Annotated in this window: 17 protein-coding genes; 6 read left to right on the top strand and 11 right to left on the bottom strand. The window is 62.9% G+C overall.

The features are described 5' to 3' along the window. The first annotated feature begins 1 nt into the window (after window position 1). The 6 genes from AC6H34_RS31225 to AC6H34_RS31200 all read left to right on the top strand — a co-directional run bounded on the left by AC6H34_RS31225 (window position 2) and on the right by AC6H34_RS31200 (window position 7,485). Window positions 2-625 (top strand): dimethylsulfonioproprionate lyase family protein, encoded by a 624-nt coding sequence (locus tag AC6H34_RS31225; protein WP_497541557.1) that lies wholly within the window; start codon window positions 2-4, stop codon window positions 623-625. A gap of 51 nt (window positions 626-676) precedes the next feature. Continuing rightward, window positions 677-2,041, top strand: a complete 1,365-nt coding sequence (locus tag AC6H34_RS31220; RefSeq protein ID WP_497541556.1) for an LLM class flavin-dependent oxidoreductase — start codon at window positions 677-679, stop codon at window positions 2,039-2,041. Between the two features lie 209 nt (window positions 2,042-2,250). Further along, a complete protein-coding gene (locus AC6H34_RS31215) occupies window positions 2,251-3,933 on the top strand; it encodes an ABC transporter substrate-binding protein (protein ID WP_497541555.1) in 1,683 nt (560 codons plus the stop codon). After that, a complete protein-coding gene (locus AC6H34_RS31210; RefSeq protein WP_497541554.1) occupies window positions 3,930-4,919 on the top strand; it encodes an ABC transporter permease in 990 nt (329 codons plus the stop codon). The genes AC6H34_RS31215 and AC6H34_RS31210 overlap by 4 nt, the downstream gene beginning before the upstream one ends. Next, window positions 4,916-5,776: an ABC transporter permease gene (locus AC6H34_RS31205; protein WP_497541553.1), complete on the top strand. Its 861-nt coding sequence runs from the start codon at window positions 4,916-4,918 to the stop codon at window positions 5,774-5,776. The genes AC6H34_RS31210 and AC6H34_RS31205 overlap by 4 nt, the downstream gene beginning before the upstream one ends. Beyond that, window positions 5,776-7,485, top strand: coding sequence for a dipeptide ABC transporter ATP-binding protein (locus AC6H34_RS31200; protein ID WP_497541879.1), 1,710 nt, complete (start codon window positions 5,776-5,778; stop codon window positions 7,483-7,485). The genes AC6H34_RS31205 and AC6H34_RS31200 overlap by 1 nt, the downstream gene beginning before the upstream one ends. An 89-nt stretch (window positions 7,486-7,574) precedes the next feature. On the opposite strand, the gene AC6H34_RS31195 is transcribed toward AC6H34_RS31200, so the two are convergent. The 11 genes from AC6H34_RS31195 to groES form a co-directional block, all read right to left on the bottom strand. After that, window positions 7,575-7,793: a hypothetical protein gene (locus AC6H34_RS31195; protein ID WP_497541552.1), complete on the bottom strand. Its 219-nt coding sequence runs from the start codon at window positions 7,791-7,793 to the stop codon at window positions 7,575-7,577. A gap of 229 nt (window positions 7,794-8,022) precedes the next feature. Beyond that, a complete protein-coding gene (locus AC6H34_RS31190) occupies window positions 8,023-9,024 on the bottom strand; it encodes a carbohydrate ABC transporter permease (RefSeq protein WP_497541551.1) in 1,002 nt (333 codons plus the stop codon). A 116-nt stretch (window positions 9,025-9,140) separates the two neighbouring features. Continuing rightward, window positions 9,141-9,356: a hypothetical protein gene (locus AC6H34_RS31185; RefSeq protein WP_497541550.1), complete on the bottom strand. Its 216-nt coding sequence runs from the start codon at window positions 9,354-9,356 to the stop codon at window positions 9,141-9,143. Window positions 9,357-9,553: 197 nt separating this feature from the next. Beyond that, entirely contained in the window at window positions 9,554-11,029 is a 1,476-nt protein-coding gene (locus AC6H34_RS31180) for an ABC transporter substrate-binding protein (protein WP_497541549.1), read from the bottom strand. 330 nt (window positions 11,030-11,359) lie between these two features. Then, window positions 11,360-12,115, bottom strand: coding sequence for an amino acid ABC transporter ATP-binding protein (locus AC6H34_RS31175; RefSeq protein WP_497541548.1), 756 nt, complete (start codon window positions 12,113-12,115; stop codon window positions 11,360-11,362). Between the two features lie 50 nt (window positions 12,116-12,165). Then, window positions 12,166-13,074, bottom strand: a complete 909-nt coding sequence (locus tag AC6H34_RS31170; RefSeq protein ID WP_497541878.1) for a homocysteine S-methyltransferase family protein — start codon at window positions 13,072-13,074, stop codon at window positions 12,166-12,168. 19 nt (window positions 13,075-13,093) lie between these two features. Further along, entirely contained in the window at window positions 13,094-13,930 is an 837-nt protein-coding gene (locus tag AC6H34_RS31165; RefSeq protein WP_497541547.1) for an amino acid ABC transporter permease, read from the bottom strand. Then, the gene (locus AC6H34_RS31160; protein WP_497541546.1) at window positions 13,920-14,768 is read right to left on the bottom strand and encodes a transporter substrate-binding domain-containing protein; all 849 of its coding nucleotides are present in this window, start codon (window positions 14,766-14,768) and stop codon (window positions 13,920-13,922) included. The genes AC6H34_RS31165 and AC6H34_RS31160 overlap by 11 nt, the downstream gene beginning before the upstream one ends. Before the next feature lie 160 nt (window positions 14,769-14,928). Next, window positions 14,929-15,693, bottom strand: a complete 765-nt coding sequence (locus tag AC6H34_RS31155; protein WP_497541545.1) for an alpha/beta fold hydrolase — start codon at window positions 15,691-15,693, stop codon at window positions 14,929-14,931. Between the two features lie 142 nt (window positions 15,694-15,835). Next, window positions 15,836-17,464 (bottom strand): chaperonin GroEL, encoded by a 1,629-nt coding sequence (groL, locus tag AC6H34_RS31150; RefSeq protein WP_497541544.1) that lies wholly within the window; start codon window positions 17,462-17,464, stop codon window positions 15,836-15,838. 40 nt (window positions 17,465-17,504) lie between these two features. Further along, complete coding sequence (gene groES / locus AC6H34_RS31145) at window positions 17,505-17,792, bottom strand: co-chaperone GroES (RefSeq protein WP_497541543.1); 288 nt, start codon at window positions 17,790-17,792, stop codon at window positions 17,505-17,507. Window positions 17,793-17,835 lie beyond the last annotated feature (43 nt).

The following is a 17,835-nucleotide window of genomic DNA, read 5'->3' as shown; positions in this document are numbered from 1 at the left end:
CATGGCTTCCTCTGCCGAGATCGTGTCGCATTTCCATGCCGTGCTTCAGGAACGGCTCAACAGGGTGCCGGCATCCGCGCCCGAGGTCCGGCAGGAGGCGAACGCCGTCCTCGCCTCGCTGCCCGAGCAGACGGGTGTCCGGCAATCGAAAAAGGCGGGCGGGCAAACCTTGCCGGTGGTGGCCTGGTTCGAGGCAGCCCTCTCCGGTGCCCAGGCTGGTCCGGAGGCAACGATTGCCTCGGCGATCTCGCCCCTTGCCGCCGATCTAACCTGGACCTTCGGCTACCCGCCCGATCCACGCTGGCCCACTCTCGGCTCTTCCGCTGGCTTTGCGGACATCATCGGGAAGGCGGGCCTGCTGCCGGCCGACGTCGTGGTCGGGCTGACGCTTCTCGCCCCCGGCACCTACTATCCGCTGCACGCACATCCCGCCGTGGAACTCTATCTGGTGCTGTCGGGCGACGCCGAATGGACGGCCGGTCCGATCACGGCTGTGCGACCGCCGGGCTCCCTCATTCTGCACCCGACACAGGTGCCGCACGCCATGAGAACCCACGATGAGCCGCTCTTGGCCCTGTTCACCTGGCGCGGGGACATCGCATCGCCCTCCGTCTTCGTGGAATAGGCCAGCAGCTGTTCGTTGCGAAATTAGTTCCTGTCCTCAAAGAGAATAGTTATGACGCGTGAAATTCGTCTGAATGCATTCTTCATGAATTGCGTAGTGCACCAGTCTCCAGGTCTTTGGCGTCACCCCAGAGATAGGACGCAAGATTATACCAATATCGAATACTGGGTGAATCTTGCAAGAACACTGGAGCGAGGCAAATTCGATGCCCTGTTCCTTGCCGATGTGCTCGGCGTCTATGATGTCTATGGCGGCAGCGCGGATACAGCCCTGAAGGGCGCCGTGCAGGTTCCCGCCAATGATCCGGTGCTGCTCGTTCCGGCTCTGTCCTATGCCACCGATCACATCGGCTTCGGCGTTACCAGCATCCTCTCCTACGATCCGCCCTATGCCTTCGCCCGGCGCATGTCGACGCTCGACCATCTCACCAAGGGACGGGTCGGCTGGAATGTCGTCACGGGCTACCTCGACAGCGCGGCCCGCGCGGCGGGGCGGACGCGCCAGAACCGTCATGACCTGCGCTACGAGATTGCCGACGAATATATGGAGGTGGTCTACAAGCTGTGGGAAGGGAGCTGGGAGGACGGGGCCGTCCTGCGCGATCGCGAGGCGGGTCTTTTCACGGATCCGGGACGCGTGCATCGCATCCGCCACGAGGGCGAGCATTTCAGGCTGGACGGCTATCATCTCAGCGAGCCTTCCCCGCAGCGTACGCCGGTGCTGTTCCAGGCGGGGTCTTCACCGCGCGGGCGGGCCTTCGCTGCTCGTCATGCCGAATGTGTATTCATAGCTGGCAACTCGAAGGCCGAGATCCGCGAACTCGTGCGCGAGATTCGTAGTCTCGCCGAAGCCGCAGGCCGCTCACCCGAAGCCATTACGGTCTTCCTGAGCGCGGTGAGCGTGCCCGGCCGGACCCGGAGCGAAGCCGAGGACAAGCTCGACGACTACAGGCGCTATGCCAGCGTCGAAGGCGGGCTCGTCCTGCAGTCGGGCTGGCAGGGGCTCGATTTCGCGGGCGCGCCACTGGATGCCGCGGTCAGCGAGGTCCGTGGCAAAGGGGTGGAGGCTCATGACCGCAGCGACCGGGCGCCGGACCGCCGTACGATCGAGGAACTGGGACGGGCGACCACGCTCGGAGGTGGTGCACCGCTGTTCCTCGGCTCGGCCGCCGAAGTCGCCGACGAGATGCAGGACTGGGTCGAACAGGCGGATATCAACGGCTTCAACCTGACCAGCGTCGTCGCGCCTGAGAGCTATGTCGATTTCGTGGACATCGTGGTGCCGGAACTGCAACGGCGCGGGGCCTACAAGCAGGATTACGCGAAGGGAACGCTGCGGGAAAAATTCGGAGGCGAGGCAAGGCTTGCACCGGCTCATCCGGCCGCGCGCTACCGTATTGCCGGGGCGCTTGCTTGAGGAAGGGCGGGATAGCGCCTGCCCGTGAGCGTAAAATATAAAAGAATATAAAATCTATAAAATTTATAGACATATTACTGGAAGCCGCTACGATGACGCGTTGCAATTTGTCGACGCGCTTCGCCGGCGAGCCATCGCGGTAGCGCCCTTATGGGGTTCCCATGCTTTTATATAACGATTTCAACCATTTGGATGGTGATCGCGCGGCCATGCGCTCTGCGAGTGCGACCCCGCGATCGCGTGGCCCGGGACGGCGACGCCTGCAGTCCGGCGTCGCGCTCGCAACACTCGCTGGCGCTCTGCTTGTCCTTGGCATCGGTACCAGGGCCGGCCTTGCGGCGGATGGAGCAACACCCGTTTCCGGCGGCACCCTGATCTATGCCACGGATCGTGAGCCGACCTGCCTCGATCCGCATGTCGACGGCGACATGCCCCAGGTATTCGTGGCCCAGCAATATCTCGATTCGCTGGTATCGATGGACAAGAACGGTCATATCGGTCCCTGGCTTGCCAAGAGTTGGACTGTTTCTCCAGACGGCAAGACCTACACCTTCAGTCTTCGTGACGACGTGACCTTCACCAACGGCGAGAAATTCACGTCGGCAGCCGTCAAGGCCAACCTGGATCACATGATCAACCCGGCGACCCAGTCGTCGACGGCAGGGGGCTATGTCCAGCAATATGTCGGCACGGACACGCCAGACGACTTTACGGCGGTCGTCCATCTTTCCAAGCCCTATGCGGCGTTTCTCGAGGTCCTGGCGCAGGGCTTCCTGGGGATCGAGGCTCCCTCCGCCCTGAAGCGTTCGCGGGACGAGAATTGCCAGAGTCCGGTCGGCTCTGGACCGTTCAAGGTCACGCGCTGGGATCACCAGAGCCAGGTCATTCTGGAGCGCAATCCCGACTACAAATGGGCTCCGCCGACGACGCAGCATCAGGGGTCGGCCTATCTCGACAAGATCGTCTGGAAATTCATTCCGGAGCCTGCCGTCCGCTTCGCCGCGCTGCAGAGCGGCGGCGTCGACGTGATCGAGGCCCTGCCGCCAGAATCCGAGGCGGAGGCGGAGAAGAACCCCGACCTTACGCTGATCATCAAGGACCGGCCCGGCAATCCAACCAATGGCGAACTGAACACCAAGCGCGCACCTTTTGACGACATTCGAGTTCGCGAGGCCTTCGTGCGCTCCGCCGATATCGACGGTGCACTGGCCAGCGTCTATTTCAACCGCTACCACCACGCCTCCGGACCCTTGAGCTCGGCAACGCCGTTCTATTCCGGCGATTTCCGGAGCGCCGACGACTATGATCCGGATCGGGCCAACAAGCTGCTGGACGAGGCTGGCTGGACGGAGCGGGATTCATCCGGCTTCCGTACCAGGAACGGGCAATCTCTCGTGGTCCACATCCCGCTCGGTGCGTCGATCAGCCCGGCGGAACGCTCGCTTTGGGAGCAGGTACAGGCAACGGCCGGCCAGGTGGGCTTCGACGTTCGCCTCGAACCGGTCGGTGACACCGAGTCGAGCGAGCGCCAGGGCAAGTGGGACTACGACGTCACCCTGGACTATTGGAACACCAACACAGCCGACGTGCTGCGGATCGTCTTCGGTTCCGAGTTCCTCGGCGCCGCCGGCTCGGGCGGCTATCACCAGAACGGTTCGGGCTTCCAGAACGCGACCTTTGACGACATCGTGGAGAAAGCGCTGGAGACGCAGGATCCGGACAAGCGCCGTGCCCTCTATTATCAGGCGCAGAAGCTCATCTCCTCCCAGTATCTGCAGCTGCGAACCTATCCCCAAAGCACGCGCCTCGGCGTCTACAAGAGCGCGCACGGCGTGGCGCTGGAACCTTCGCTGACGGTCACGACGCTCTATGACGCCTGGGTCTCGAAATGAGCGTTGCCGAGCATGCCGGATGGCAGGCGCCGACGAGCGGCAGGCTCCGGCGTCTCCTTCAGCGGACGGCACTGCGCGCTGGAGGGGGGCTGCTCGTGTTGCTCGCCTCGGCGACCGTTACCTTCTTCGCCCTGCACCTGACGCCGGGCGATCCGGTGCGGGCGCTTCTCGGCGGGCCGACATCCAACCCCACGCCCGAGACCATCGCCGCGGCGATCAAGGAGTTCGGCCTGGATAAGCCCCTGCTCACGCAATATGGGCTCTATCTCGGCCGGCTGCTGCGCGGCGACTTCGGCATGTCCTTCTCCCAACATATGCCTGTCGCCGACGTGATCCTTGAGCAGGTCGGATCGACTGTGCAATTGACCACGGCCTCGCTGCTGGCGGCCTGGGTGCTGGCGTTGATATCCGTCCTTGGCACGACACGTCGAGCAGCCTGGCTCAGCGGATTGGGATCGGCGATCGAAACCGTCAGCGCCTCTCTGCCGCAATTCTGGCTCGGCATCGTGTTGCTGGCTATATTTTCCTTCGGCCTGCGCCTCGTGCCGCCCGAGGGCAATGACGGCCTTGCCAGCCTCATCCTGCCGACCCTCGCGCTGGGCCTTCCTCTTGCCGGCTTCCTGGCGCAGGTGATGCGTGAGTCGCTCGAGCTCGCGCTGGACCAGCCGTTCATCCTCTCCGCACGCACGCGCGGCCTCGGTGACTGGAGCGTCCGCTGGCGTCATGCGCTGAGACATGCCGTGCTGCCGGCCATCAGCCTATCGGCCTGGGCCGTCGGCTCCCTCATTGGCAATTCCGTGCTGGTGGAACTGATCTTCTCGCGCCAGGGCCTTGGCCGCCAGCTCTATCAGGCGGTCTCGTTGCAGGACATGCCGCTGACCATCGGCATCACCCTCTTCGTCACCCTCGTCTACATCGTCACCAGCATCCTGGTGGACGTCCTCTATGTCATCGTGGATCCTCGCCTCGAGGCGGACGGCCGATGAGCACCTCCGATACGGGCCTGCCAATGCCACGCGAGGGCGGCTTGCGCTCCAGGCGACTTCCCGAGCCCGGTATCACCTGCGCCGTTCTCTTCCTGGCAGCGATCACCGTTGCCGCTGTCGCGCCGCAAGTATTTTCGCACGCCAATCCGCTGGCGATCGCCCCCCGGGAGGCCTTCCAGCCGCCCAACTGGGGACATCCTTTCGGCACGGACCAGTCGGGCCGGGACATCTACAGCCGGGTCATCTATGGCGCACGCCAATCGCTCCTGCTCGGTATCGGCGCAGTCGCCCTCTCGATGGCCATCGCCATTGTGCTTGGCCTCACAGGTGGGCTCGCCGGCCGGCTTGCGGAGCGTGTCGTCGGCTGGGTTCTGGACGTGCTGTTTTCCTTTCCCACCATGATCCTGGCGCTGCTGTTCGGCGCCCATCTCGGCAATGGGCTGGTGCCCCTGGTGATCGCCACGGGAATTGGCAATGCGCCCGGCTATGCCCGCATGGTCTTCGGGCAAGTGCTCACGGTAAGGCACGCGGGCTATATCGAGGCGGCCCGCGCCCTGGGACACGCACCGTTGCGCACTACCTTTCGGCAAGTCCTGCCCAATGCGATGCGTCCCCTCATCGTGACGATCACCATGGGCGTAGGCCAGGCCATCGTCTGGGCGTCGGCCCTGTCCTTCCTGGGGCTCGGCGCCCGCCCTCCGGCGGCCGAATGGGGCACGATGCTCTCGATGGGCCGAAATTTCGTGCAGCAGGCCTGGTGGCTGACCTTCTTTCCCGGCCTCGCCGTGGTGTTGACCACACTGGCAACCACCATAACGGGCCGCTATCTGCAACGACGAATGGAAGGACGCACATGATGGGCAAGCAGCATCTTGTCGTCGAGAATCTCTCGGTCATGCTCGGAGAGGGGCCGGCGCGCCGCGAGGTCGTGCGCAATATCTCCTTTACGGTCGAGCCGGGCAGGGTGGTTGCCCTGGTTGGCGAATCCGGTTCGGGCAAAAGCGTGACCGCACGCACGCTCGTTGGCCTGACGGGGCCGGGGGCGCAGATCAGGGCGCGGCGACTGGAATATGGGGATCGAAACCTCCTGTCCCTGTCTCAGGCGGGCTGGCGTTCCCTGCGGGGCAAGGATATCGGCTTCGTTCTTCAGGATGCGCTCGTCTCGCTCGATCCCTTGAGGACCGTCGGCCAGGAGATCACCGAGGCGCTCTCCGCCCACGGTGCGAACGATCGAAGCCGCAATCAGCGGCGAATGCTCGATCTGCTCGATCTCGTCGGCGTTCCCGAAGCGGCTTTGCGAGCGCGCCAGCGATCGGGCGAATTGTCCGGAGGCCTTCGCCAGCGCGCCCTCATCGCGACGGCACTGGCCCTCGATCCCGCCATCGTGATTGCCGACGAGCCGACCACGGCCCTCGATACCACCGTACAGGCACAGATCCTTGACCTGCTTGCCGTGATCAAGCAGAGGGGCAGCGGCCTCCTGATCATCAGCCACGACCTCGCGGTGGTGGCGCGGCTTGCCGATGAAGTCCTGGTACTGCGCCATGGCGAGGTGGTCGAGCAGGGAGCGACCGAGGACGTGCTCGCTCGCCCCCGGCATCCCTATACCAAGTCTCTTCTTGAAGCCGTCCCCGGCAGACGTCGGCGTGGCAGCCATCTGTCGCAGGAGGATCACCGGCAAACGGTCACGAGGCTCGCGCGCCTGCCCCGCACGGTGCTGGAGGCCAGCGATTTGTCCAAGATTTATACCGGCCCGGATCACCGGCAACGGCCTGTGGTGGATGCTGTGAGCTTCAGGCTCGAATCCGGCCAGACGCTGGGGATCATCGGAGAATCCGGATCCGGAAAGACGACGGCGGCTCGGCTGGCGCTTGGTCTGGTCGAGCCGAATACGGGCACGGTGACTTTCGACGGCGCGCCCTGGGTGAGCGCCGGCGGCAGGGTTTCCGAGCGTCAGCGGCGGCCGCGGCGGCCGGAGTTTGCCATTATCTACCAGGACCCACTGAGTTCCTTCGACCCGCGCTGGAGCGTCGGGCAGATCCTTGGCGATGCGCTCGATGCCGGCGGCGTGGCGAGAGCCGAGCATCGCGAACGGATTGATGACCTGCTTGGGAAGGTCAGGCTGACGCCGGACTATGCCAGGCGGTGGCCTTTGCAACTCTCGGGGGGACAGCGCCAGCGTGTGGCCATCGCCCGTGCCATCGCTTCCAGGCCCAAGGTCATCGTCTGCGACGAGCCGGTATCCGCCCTCGACGTCTCCGTGCAGGCGCAGATCCTCGATCTGCTGACGGACCTGCAGGCGGAACTGGATGTTTCCTACCTTTTCATCTCCCACGATCTCGGCGTGATCCGGCACATGAGCGACGCTGTGCTCGTGATGCGGCATGGCAAGGTGGTGGAACGCGGGCCGGTCGAACAGGTCTTCCAGCATCCCCAGCATAGCTTCACCCGGCAGCTTCTCGCGGCGGCTCCGCGCATCGAGCTTGCGCCGCGTGGCCGGACGGCGAGCCAGGGACCGTTCATCCCCGAGTTTCCGGACAGACTCTTAGCAAGGCCGGAGCATTAGAAATACCATAGGAAGTGGAGAGCGGCTCGTGCCGCTCAACATATGATTCTGGTCGCAACCAATCAGATGCAAAATCAGGTCCCGACGATCTACCGCAGAGCCTGCTCGCTGCCGCCGCCGACATGCACTCGATGCAGCGCAATTTCGTCGTTCACTGCGCTCAACGCCGACTGGACGACGGCGAGTCTGTGCATCGCCTCGAATGCGGGCGGGTCGCTCGACGCTGCGAGTTCTTCGATTACGGAAAGTCGTGCAGCTTCCAGCTTTGAGCGGAGAGTATGCACGGGATAGGTCTCGTCCATATCCATGATCGCTCTCATAAAAGCCCGGCGTAAGAGGGATGGAGCCAGGCAAGTTTATGGGCGGAGGCCCCCTGCCACTGTCTCGATAATGCGGCCACAGCTGAGAAGATTCCCTGGAGGATGCCGTTCTCGTGGGCTGGCAGGCGCCACGGCGTTATTCGGGGAGACTGCGGCGGCCGAAATTCGTCATGCCCGCTGCAACCGCCTCCGCATTCTCGCCGATAAGAGGCCTGGTTCAACGGCTCCACAAAGTGATACGCGCAAGAACCCGCTGCGCGAGACCCGCAAGGGCCATGACCGGCGCGGCCATGAGCAGGATAGCGGCACAAAGATGCGCCCATTCCTCGGCGTCCGATCCGGCCTGTTGCTCACGCACGCTCATCTGCGCTGCGAGGAAGGGTGGCATCGTCATGGCCTGGTTGCCCGCCAGATAGACGGAGAGAAGGTACTCGTTCCAGCAAAGCAGAAAGATGAGGAAGCCCGCCGCGACGATGCCGGTCGCGGCCATCGGCACCACGATGGAAAAGAAGATCTTGAAGTGGGAAGCTCCGTCGAGTTGCGCCGCCTCCTCCTGGTCACTGGCTCCATCGCGGAGAACAGGGCGCAGGAGCCAGATGGCGACAGGCAGATTCGACGCGGTGTAGGCGACGATCAGCGCGAGGCGTGTATCCAATGCCCCCACCTGCTGAGCCATGAGGTAGACGGGCAAGACAATGACGATGGGCGGCAGAATTCGCGTGGCAAGAGCGCCCAACAGGATCGCCGACCCGTCGAAGGACGGTCCCCTGCCTGGATGCCTGGCAAATAGGACGATCAGCGACCCTGCAATCGCGATCGCAAGCCAGCGTTCTCCCGCAGCCGGCACGCAATAGGCGGCAATGGCGAAGGTTGCCGCCAGGAGCAGCAGTGCCACGCTGATCGATCCGATCCTGTGGCGAAATCGCGTGCAGCCATAAACTGCCAGGCCACCAAGTATCACGGTCAAAACCGTCGAGATGGACCCGACAATGACCGAATTCAGGTATCGGAGTAATGGATTGTCGCTTGAATCGGCGAGAATGTAGTTCCACGCGTCCAGATTTGGAGCGTAGTCGACGAACGGCATATAAACAGGGCCAGCGATTATCTCGCGCGCGCCCTTGAACGAGGTGACGGCCACCCAGTAGAGCGGAAACAGACATACCAACGACCACAGCGCCAGTATGGTGTAGGTCGTGATCGAGGCCGCACGCTTCATGTCCGGGAGTCCGACGCGTCAGTTCGGCTCACCTTGGACCAGCGCAGTTAGAATGAAATTACTCCTGCGAGAAGAAATGGGATCGCCAAGCAAGGCCTATGAACCGTCGCGGGTTTCTACTCCGCCAATGACAATGCCCTCGATAGGGCCGAAAGCCTGTTTCGGATATTTATCAACTCATCGAGATGAAAATTGGAGAAGTCTTCGATAAGCTTGCTATCGACTGCTTGTCCAAACAGCTGAACGTCTATTTCGGCATCTTCGATCGCATCCGAGACCAAGTCCCTCAACAGCTTGAGCTGCTCGCCTGTAAGCTCGATATGAATAGTCATGTTCCGGATTTCCATTGCAGGTCGGAAGGCCGGATGCCCAAACCAGCGGCAAGGCGTGGTGAGGCCGGTCTTGCAGCTGCACGCGGGCGGGAGAGCGAGATCGGCATTGGAGTTCTTCCGAAAGTCGAGCCGGAATGCACGAACAGGACGCCGTGGTTGATCGCACGGCGCCCCTTCATGCGCGAAAGAGCGACAGTTCAGGTGGCGATATCGATCTCCGAAAAGTCGTATGGAATTTTCTGCGGCGTCGGCTGGTAGCCTCGGACATTGGCCCTGGTTGCCGCGATGGTATCCGAATAGAACAGGATGGTTGCGCCGCCCTCTTCTTGAATGAGGCGCTGCGCCTTCCGATAGAGGTCGGTGCGTCTGCCTTCGTCGAGAGTCTTGCGTGCTTCGAAGACGAGATCGTCGAAATCCTTGTTTCGCCAATGCGTCTCATTCCAGGCTGCGGTGGACAGGAACTCCAGCGACAATGCCTCGTCCGCCGAGCGCCCGTCCCAGCTCGTTACGACAAAGGGCTTCTTCAACCAGATATTCGACCAGTAGTCGGAGGCGGGCGCCACGATGATGTTGACGCGAATGCCGGCTGGTTCGGCCTGCGCCTTGAACAGCGTCGCCGTTTGAATGAGATCGTTGTTGACGGCGGAGGTATAGAGGTCGAGGTCGATGCCGTCAGGGTGCCCCGCCTCGGCCAGCAGCTTGCGGGCTGCCGCGATATCGGGCTTGTAAGGCGTCTCCGGCAAACCATAGGTCTGCCAGGGCGGAATAGGGGTGTCATAGGCGACGCTGCCGTGATCGCCGACCAGGGCCCGACGAAATTGCTCGCGATTGACAACGAGCTTGAGCGCCTTTCTGACGCGGACGTCGTTAAAAGGCGCAACATCGGTGAAGGCGGCAAGGCCCGTCCAATAGGAAGTGCGAACGGAGTGGATCCGGATATCGGCATTTCCCTCCAACTGCTGCAGCCCCAGCGCGGGAAGATTTGTGACAATATCGACCTGGTTGGCGAGGAGGGCCGCTTTGCGGGATGCCGGCTCGGCAATCGCCCGCAGTTCGATCCGGTCGACATGTGGCTTGCCAGCCTGCCAATAGTGACCGTTGCGCACAAAGATCGCAGGCTCTTCGCCTGGAACGAATCTCTCGACCTTGAAAGGCCCGGTCCCAATGCCCGCCGTTCGCAGCTGCTCGGAGGTCTGGCCTGCGCGCACGATGTAGGTGAAGCGATTTGCAATCAGAAGCGGGAATTCGACGACCGGGGCCTTGAGGCGAAATTGCACCGTGTGGTCATCGAGGGCGACGACGCCGTCTGCACTGAGTTGACCGAGCACGGCCGCGGCCGCCGATTCGGTTTTCGGGTCGATCAGGCGGCCGAAGCTGTAGACCACGTCTTTCGCCGTGAAGGGCGTGCCGTCCTGGAACTTCACGTCCTTGCGCAGCGCGAAGGTCCACGCCTGTCCGGTCGCATCGGGTGTCCAGTTCAGGGCAAGCTGTCCTTGGGGTGCGAAACGCTCGTTGGGGACGACCAACCTCTCGTAGACCAGGCTGATCCGGGCGGCATCGTTGTCGGTGTTGGAGAAGGCGGGGTCCAAGGTACCCTTCACGCCGTCGGCTTCGCCCGTGGCAATACGGATGGTCTTGGCTGCCGCAGCCTGCGCCGGCGATTGCAGTCCCAAGAACGCGCTTCCGCCAAGAGCCGCCCCACTCCAGAGGACCTGGCGCCTGGATACTTTAAATTCAACCGACATCTACGAATTCCACTTTGAAACCTGAATCATCAGCAGCGTTCTTGCCGCGGCCTCACGAGAAGATCACGGCGCAATCTATAAATCAATAAACTTTATAGATTTTATGTATTGATAGTCTGATCTCCAGCTTCGCCGGTGCGCCAGCAATTTCAGCGCGTCATGCCTGAGAAGTGGATCTGCCGAACCCGGATCCCAAGGCCGGCATGCTTAATCTTATATGCAAAGAAAAAGTCGTAATATGCTCAATAAACTTACATTTCAGTGCAAGATCTGGCTGAGGAACTGCCGGGTTCGTTCGTGCTGGGGGTTGGAGAAGAAGGCATTGGGCTCGTTCATCTCCACGATCTGCCCAGCATCCATGAAGATCACGCGGTCCGCAACCTGGCGGGCAAAACCCATCTCGTGGGTGACGCACAGCATGGTCATGCCGTCATTGGCCAGCGAGACCATGGTGTCGAGCACCTCCTTGACCATCTCCGGGTCGAGCGCCGAGGTCGGCTCGTCGAACAGCATGATCTTGGGGTTCATGCACAACGCCCGCGCGATCGCCACGCGCTGCTGCTGGCCGCCCGACAGCTGCCCGGGATATTTCCTGGCCTGGTGCGGGATCTTCACCCGTTCCAGAAAGGCCATCGCACGGTCCTCCGCCTCCTTCTTCGGCATCTTGCGCACCCAGATCGGCGCCAGCGTGCAGTTCTCCAGAACCGTCAGATGCGGGAAGAGATTGAAGTGCTGGAACACCATCCCGACTTCCCGCCGAACCTCGTCGATGCGCTTGAGGTCGTTCGTCAGCGGAATACCGTCCACCGTGATCGAACCCTTCTGGAACTCCTCAAGCCGGTTGATGCAGCGGATCATCGTCGACTTGCCCGAACCAGACGGACCGCAGATCACGATCCGCTCCCCGCGACGAACCTCCAGGTCGATGTCCTTCAGAACATGAAACTCACCGTACCACTTGTTCACATGGGTAATCCGGACGGCGACGGGGTCGAGGGCGGCTTTGGTGACCATTTGCGGCATTCCGTGGATTGCGGTCATTGAATTTGGCTCGACATTCCGCTTCAGCTCTGTCGGGAGTGGCGAATGGCGTCGATATGCTCGGGCCCGATGCCGCAGCAGCCGCCGACGATGGTCGCGCCCAGCCCGACCCAATGACGCACCCATGTGAGGTAATTCTGCGGGTCGAGATCGGCGCGGATTTCCGAGATGCCGGCATAGGGCGTATCGGAAGGCGGCTCCGGCAGGAAGGCGTTGGCATAGACGCCGAGGCCGATGCCTTGCCTGCCCGACGCGAGAATGGCTGCATGCGCCGCGCTGACGGCCTGGCTCATGGCCTCAGGCTGACTGCAGTTGAAGAGGATGCTCCGCGCGCCCCTGTCCAGCGTCTGCGCCACGGCCTCGCCGACGGGTTGACCCGAACGCAGTTCCGGCGGGCCCTCCCGCCCATCCTCGTCCCGCAGCGTGTAGGACACCCAGACGGGCAGGCCCGTCGAACGAACGGCCTCGATCGCGGCGAAGGCCTCCGCCGTCGAGCTCTGCGTCTCGATCAGCCAGAAATCGACATGAGCCGCAAGGCCTTCGACCAACACCTGGAGGATGGCGGGCGCGCGGCTCGGCTGGAAGCGGGAGGGACGATAACTTTCGAACAGCGGCGGCAGCGACCCGGCGACCCGAACCCGGCTTCCGGCCGCATCGGCGACGGCGCGGGCGAGGCTGCCGGCGCGCGCCGCCAAGGCGATGCCCTCGCTCGCGAAGCGCTCCTCGCCGATCATGTGCGGCACGATCCCGTAGGAATTGGTGGTGATGATTTCCGCGCCGCTCTCGACATAAAGCCGGTGGGCCTTTTCCACGAAGTCGGGCGCCTCGATCAGGGGCAAGGCCGACCATTCGGGCAGGCGGAAGGGCGCGCCGAGGCGCTCCAGCAGGCGGCCCATGCCGCCGTCGAGAATGGTGAAGGTATCGGCTTGCATACTCACGATGACGTCGCTTTCACGAATGTGCGGCCGCGGCCGCGCGCCCGAACTTGAGTTCGAGGCGGTACTGGATCAGTTCGAACAGGATGGAGAGCAGCCAGTAGATCGCCGCTGCCGACGTCAGCATCTCCATGTAGTGGAAGGTCGAGCGCCCGTAGGATTGAGCCAGGAAGTTCAGCTCCCACAGGCCCATCAACGAGACCAGCGAAGAATCCTTGAGCATGGAGACGAACTGCGTCCCGGCCGGAGGGATGATCACGCGCATCGCCTGGGGAGCAATGACCTTCAGCGCGATCATCCAGCGGTGCAGCCCCAGCGCCATTGCCGCTTCGCTTTGCCCCTTCGGCACGGCCATAATGCCGGAGCGGATGGTCTCGGCAAGATAGGCGCCGTAGTTCAGTGCCAGCGCGAGCACGCCCGATGTCAGCGCCGACAGCACGATGCCGAGCTGGGGCAGCGCCAGATAGATGATCAGCACCTGCACCAGCAGCGGCGTACCGCGGAAGAGGGACGCATAGAAGGTCGCGACAGCGAAGGCGACGGGATTGCTGGAGAGCCGGCCGAACGCCGTCAGCATAGCGACCACCAAGGCCAGTGCCATGGAGATCGCGGTGACGAAGATCGTGAGCGCCGCGCCCTGGAGGAAGCCATCCGGCGCGAGCCTTAGCCCGAGCAGGAAAGGCAGCTTCTGCCGGATCAGTCCGAGGTCGAGCCCGAGGCCCAGGAAACCGAGCAGCAGGATGGCGGCCATGAGCGCCCAGACCAGCCAGACCTTGTGCCGGAAGGCAAGGCCGCCCCTGGCGAGCCCTGTCCGGGCGCCTTGGAGATTGCCCGCGGCCTCCTCAATCGACATCTTTGGTGATGTCCGCGCCGAACCATTTGCTGGAGATCTTGGCGAGCGTGCCGTCCGCCTTCAACGCACCGAACACGCGCCTGACCTCGGCATCCCATTCCGGATCGCCCCTGTCGGTGACCACCGCATTGGGTTCGGCGAAGAGGGGATCGCCGACGATCTTCAGTTTCTTGGTGGTCTCGATGCCGCCCTTGGCCGTTGCCAGAGAGGCGACGATGGCATCCAGGCGCACACCCGGCCCGAGGGCGAGGTTCTGGAAGTTGACGGTCTCGTCGCCGGGAACGGCAATGGCGTCCTTGAAGGGGAAGGCAATCGGCTTGTGGCCGGGTATCGAGAAGCTGCGGTTGACATAGGCCTCGTAGGAAGACCCCGTGCCCACACCCACCTTCTTGCCGGAGATATCGGCGGCGGATCGAATGGCCTTCTCATCCTGGTTTACGACCAGGACCGCCGGCGCGTTATAATAGATCACCGGGAAATCGACGACCTTGGCCCGGTCGTCGGTCGGCGTGGCCGAAGAGATCGCCACGTCCCAGCGCCCGGACCATTTGCCGCCGATGATCGCTTCCCACCCGGGCGTCTCCAGCTTGAGCTTCACGCCAAGCCTGTCGGCAAAGGCGTGGGCCACGTCGACATCGAAGCCGTCGAGTTCGTTCTGGGCATTGATGAAGCCGAAGGGCGGATAGTCGTTAACGAGGACATCGACGACCTGTCCGGATTTCTTGACGCGGTCGAGCGTCTCGCCCGCCAGGGAAGGGGAGGCGGACCAAGTAGCCAGAGCCAGGATTGCGATGGTGGCGCGGAGGCGTGATCTCAGCCGGTTTCGAGCGGGCGACATGGCCTGTCCTTTGATTTTCTCGCCGAAGCACGGTGGAGCTCTGGCAGAGCGTTGGAGGCGTTTCGTTCCCCTCGTACCATATTTATATATAAGGTATATAGAATTAGTAGATATATTTTGACCTGAAGCTTACCCTCCCGATGCGGCACGGTGGCCGAATTCAGTGCAACCCCGCCTTGATCGCGCGAGCCAATCCCGCTGGATTCTCCCAAGCCATGGAATGTCCTGCATCGGCGACGATTTCCACCGATACGCCGTGGCGCGGTAGTTCGCCGGTGTCCGGATCAGGAAGGGAGGCACTGCCGAAGATCACGGTTTTTCGCGCGGGCAATGCATAAAGCCGTTCTCGCCAGGCGGGAGAGCAGCCGGCAACCAGGGAGGCTGCGCCCCGATACGCGGCCAAAGGCGAGCTCGCCGCAAGCGATGCGGCCCACACGCCATTGCCTTGCGAGCGGGAGGCTCGAACCAGATCGCCGTGACCGTGCCCCAGATAATCCGCCTCCGACATCGCGGCGATCCGTCGGCTGAAGAGCCCTCCGCCGGGATCCAGGTTCGGTTCGCCAAGCAGAAGGTTTTTCACGTGCCCCTTCAGGAGGCCGGCTGCTACGATGGCAACCGAACCGCCCATACTGTGGCCGAAGAGGTCGAGGGTGGGGAGAGCCAGGCTGCGAACCAGCTCGGCGATCGTTTGGGCATGGTGGCCGACGCCATATCCGAAGTCGGCGGGACGGTCGCTGAACCCTGAGCCCAGCAAATCGACGAGAAGCAATCGGCGGCCGCGCAAACTCGGATCGGCCGCGACGGTGGGATAGTCGCACGAGGAGGCGCAGCCAAGGCCGTGTATGAACAGCAAGGGCGCATCGCCCTCGCCCAGATCGTGATATCGCAGATGCGCCTGTTCGCGTTCCAGCCAGAGGGATTTCATCGCTGCTTCTCATGCCATTCGACTGCAAGCGGGGCGATTGAGGGACCCGCCGTCCGACGTGCGGCGATCCCCGCTGCCACGTCGAAAACCCGGATCCGCGCTTGGCATGGATCCGGGCTCCGCGCATAGTATCGCGCCAGGCTCAGAAGTCGCCCGGTCCGATGCCCGGGGCGCCGGCAGCCGGCTTGTCCTTCGGCAGTTCGGTAACCAGGGCTTCCGTGGTGACGATCAGCGACGCCACCGAGGCCGCATCCTGCAGCGCCGTGCGCACGACCTTGGCCGGGTCGATGATGCCGGCCTCGATCAGATCGACGAACTGCTCGCTCTGGGCGTTGAAGCCAAAGGTCTGCGACTTGTTCTCCAGGATCTTGCCGACCACGATCGAGCCTTCAACGCCTGCGTTCTCGACGATCTGTCGAATGGGCGCCTCCAGGGCCTTGAGTACGATCTGGACGCCGGCCTGCACGTCGGAATTGTCGCTCTTGATCCTGCCGACAGCAGCCTTGGCCCGCAGCAGCGCCACGCCGCCCCCGGGCACGATTCCCTCGGCGACAGCTGCCCGGGTGGCATTCAGGGCATCGTCCACCCGATCCTTCTTTTCCTTCACCTCGACCTCGGTAATGCCGCCGACGCGGATCACCGCGACACCGCCCGCAATCTTGGCCAGCCGTTCCTGCAGCTTCTCGCGATCATAGTCCGAGGTCGTCTCCTCGATCTGCACCTTGATCTGAGAAACGCGGGCGTCGATGTCCTTCTTCTTGCCGGCGCCATCGACGATCGTGGTGTTCTCCTTTTCGATGCGCACGCGCTTGGCCCGCCCGAGCTGGCCCAGCGTGACGTTCTCCAGCTTGATGCCGATGTCCTCGGAGATGGTCTCTCCCGCGGTCAGGATGGCGATGTCCTCGAGGATGGCCTTGCGGCGATCGCCGAAGCCGGGCGCCTTGACGGCGGCGACCTTGAGCCCACCGCGCAGCTTGTTGACCACGAGCGTGGCAAGCGCCTCGCCCTCGACATCCTCGGCGATTATGAGCAGCGGCTTGCCCGTCTGCACCACCGCTTCGAGCACCGGCAGCAAGGGCTGCAGCGATGTCAGCTTCTTCTCGTGGATGAGGATGTAGGGATCGTCGAATTCAGCGATCAGCTTCTCGGTATTGGTCACGAAATAGGGCGAGAGATAGCCCCTGTCGAACTGCAGACCTTCGACGACATCGAGCTCCGTATCGAGGCTCTTGGCCTCCTCGACCGTGATCACACCCTCATTGCCGACCTTCTGGAAGGCCGTGGCGATGATACGACCAACCGAGTCGTCGCCATTGGCGGAAATGGTGCCGACCTGGGCGACCTCGTCGGAGGACTTTACCTTCTTGGCTCGCTTTTCAATATCCTTCACGGCCTCGGCGACGGCGAGATCGATGCCGCGCTTGAGGTCGAGCGGATTGAGGCTGGCCGCGACGGCCTTGGCGCCTTCCTTGACGATCGCCTGGGCCAGGACGGTCGCGGTGGTCGTGCCGTCGCCGGCAAGATCGTTGGTCTTCGCAGCGACTTCGCGCAGCAGTTGGGCACCGAGATTCTCGAACCTGTCCTCGAGTTCGATCTCCTTGGCCACCGTCACCCCATCCTTGGTGATGCGGGGCGCGCCATAGGATTTCTCGATGACGACATTGCGGCCCTTGGGACCCAGCGTCACCTTCACCGCATTGGCGAGCGTATCGACGCCGCGCAGCAGCCGCTCGCGGGCATCGCCGGAAAATTTAACGTCCTTGGCAGCCATTCTTGTCTCCAAATGAACTGGTTGTGATTGAGGGACTGGTTCAGGCGACGATGCCGAGAATGTCGGATTCCTTGAGGATCAGCACATCTTCGCCGCCGATCTTCACTTCCGTTCCCGACCACTTGCCGAACAGCACGCGGTTACCGACCTTGACGTCGAGAGGCTGGAGCTTGCCGCTCTCGTCGCGGGCTCCCGGGCCGACGGCGACGACTTCTCCTTCCTGGGGCTTCTCCTTGGCGGTGTCGGGGATGATGATCCCGCCTTTGGTCTTTTCCTCGCCTTCGAGCCGGCGAAGGACGACACGATCGTGCAATGGACGAAAGCTCATGAACGACTTCCTTCAAGAGGGGCGAGTTCCTTCTCCCGAGGCC

The organism is Labrys sp. ALF-8, assembly GCF_059699065.1.
Note: the sequence above shows the minus strand (reverse complement) of the source record. Positions and strands in the feature narration are given on the sequence as shown.

Excerpts from the sequence above, each read along its gene's own strand:
- AC6H34_RS31225 (WP_497541557.1), top strand. The coding sequence starts at position 2 with ATGGCTTCCTCTGCCGAGATCGTGTCGCATTTCCATGCCGTGCTTCAG.
- AC6H34_RS31220 (WP_497541556.1), top strand. The coding sequence starts at position 677 with ATGACGCGTGAAATTCGTCTGAATGCATTCTTCATGAATTGCGTAGTG.
- AC6H34_RS31215 (WP_497541555.1), top strand. The coding sequence starts at position 2,251 with ATGCGCTCTGCGAGTGCGACCCCGCGATCGCGTGGCCCGGGACGGCGA.
- AC6H34_RS31210 (WP_497541554.1), top strand. The coding sequence starts at position 3,930 with ATGAGCGTTGCCGAGCATGCCGGATGGCAGGCGCCGACGAGCGGCAGG.
- AC6H34_RS31205 (WP_497541553.1), top strand. The coding sequence starts at position 4,916 with ATGAGCACCTCCGATACGGGCCTGCCAATGCCACGCGAGGGCGGCTTG.
- AC6H34_RS31200 (WP_497541879.1), top strand. The coding sequence starts at position 5,776 with ATGGGCAAGCAGCATCTTGTCGTCGAGAATCTCTCGGTCATGCTCGGA.
- AC6H34_RS31195 (WP_497541552.1), bottom strand. The coding sequence starts at position 7,793 with ATGGATATGGACGAGACCTATCCCGTGCATACTCTCCGCTCAAAGCTG.
- AC6H34_RS31190 (WP_497541551.1), bottom strand. The coding sequence starts at position 9,024 with ATGAAGCGTGCGGCCTCGATCACGACCTACACCATACTGGCGCTGTGG.
- AC6H34_RS31185 (WP_497541550.1), bottom strand. The coding sequence starts at position 9,356 with ATGACTATTCATATCGAGCTTACAGGCGAGCAGCTCAAGCTGTTGAGG.
- AC6H34_RS31175 (WP_497541548.1), bottom strand. The coding sequence starts at position 12,115 with ATGGTCACCAAAGCCGCCCTCGACCCCGTCGCCGTCCGGATTACCCAT.
- AC6H34_RS31170 (WP_497541878.1), bottom strand. The coding sequence starts at position 13,074 with ATGCAAGCCGATACCTTCACCATTCTCGACGGCGGCATGGGCCGCCTG.
- AC6H34_RS31165 (WP_497541547.1), bottom strand. The coding sequence starts at position 13,930 with ATGTCGATTGAGGAGGCCGCGGGCAATCTCCAAGGCGCCCGGACAGGG.
- AC6H34_RS31160 (WP_497541546.1), bottom strand. The coding sequence starts at position 14,768 with ATGTCGCCCGCTCGAAACCGGCTGAGATCACGCCTCCGCGCCACCATC.
- AC6H34_RS31155 (WP_497541545.1), bottom strand. The coding sequence starts at position 15,693 with ATGAAATCCCTCTGGCTGGAACGCGAACAGGCGCATCTGCGATATCAC.
- groL (WP_497541544.1), bottom strand. The coding sequence starts at position 17,464 with ATGGCTGCCAAGGACGTTAAATTTTCCGGCGATGCCCGCGAGCGGCTG.
- groES (WP_497541543.1), bottom strand. The coding sequence starts at position 17,792 with ATGAGCTTTCGTCCATTGCACGATCGTGTCGTCCTTCGCCGGCTCGAA.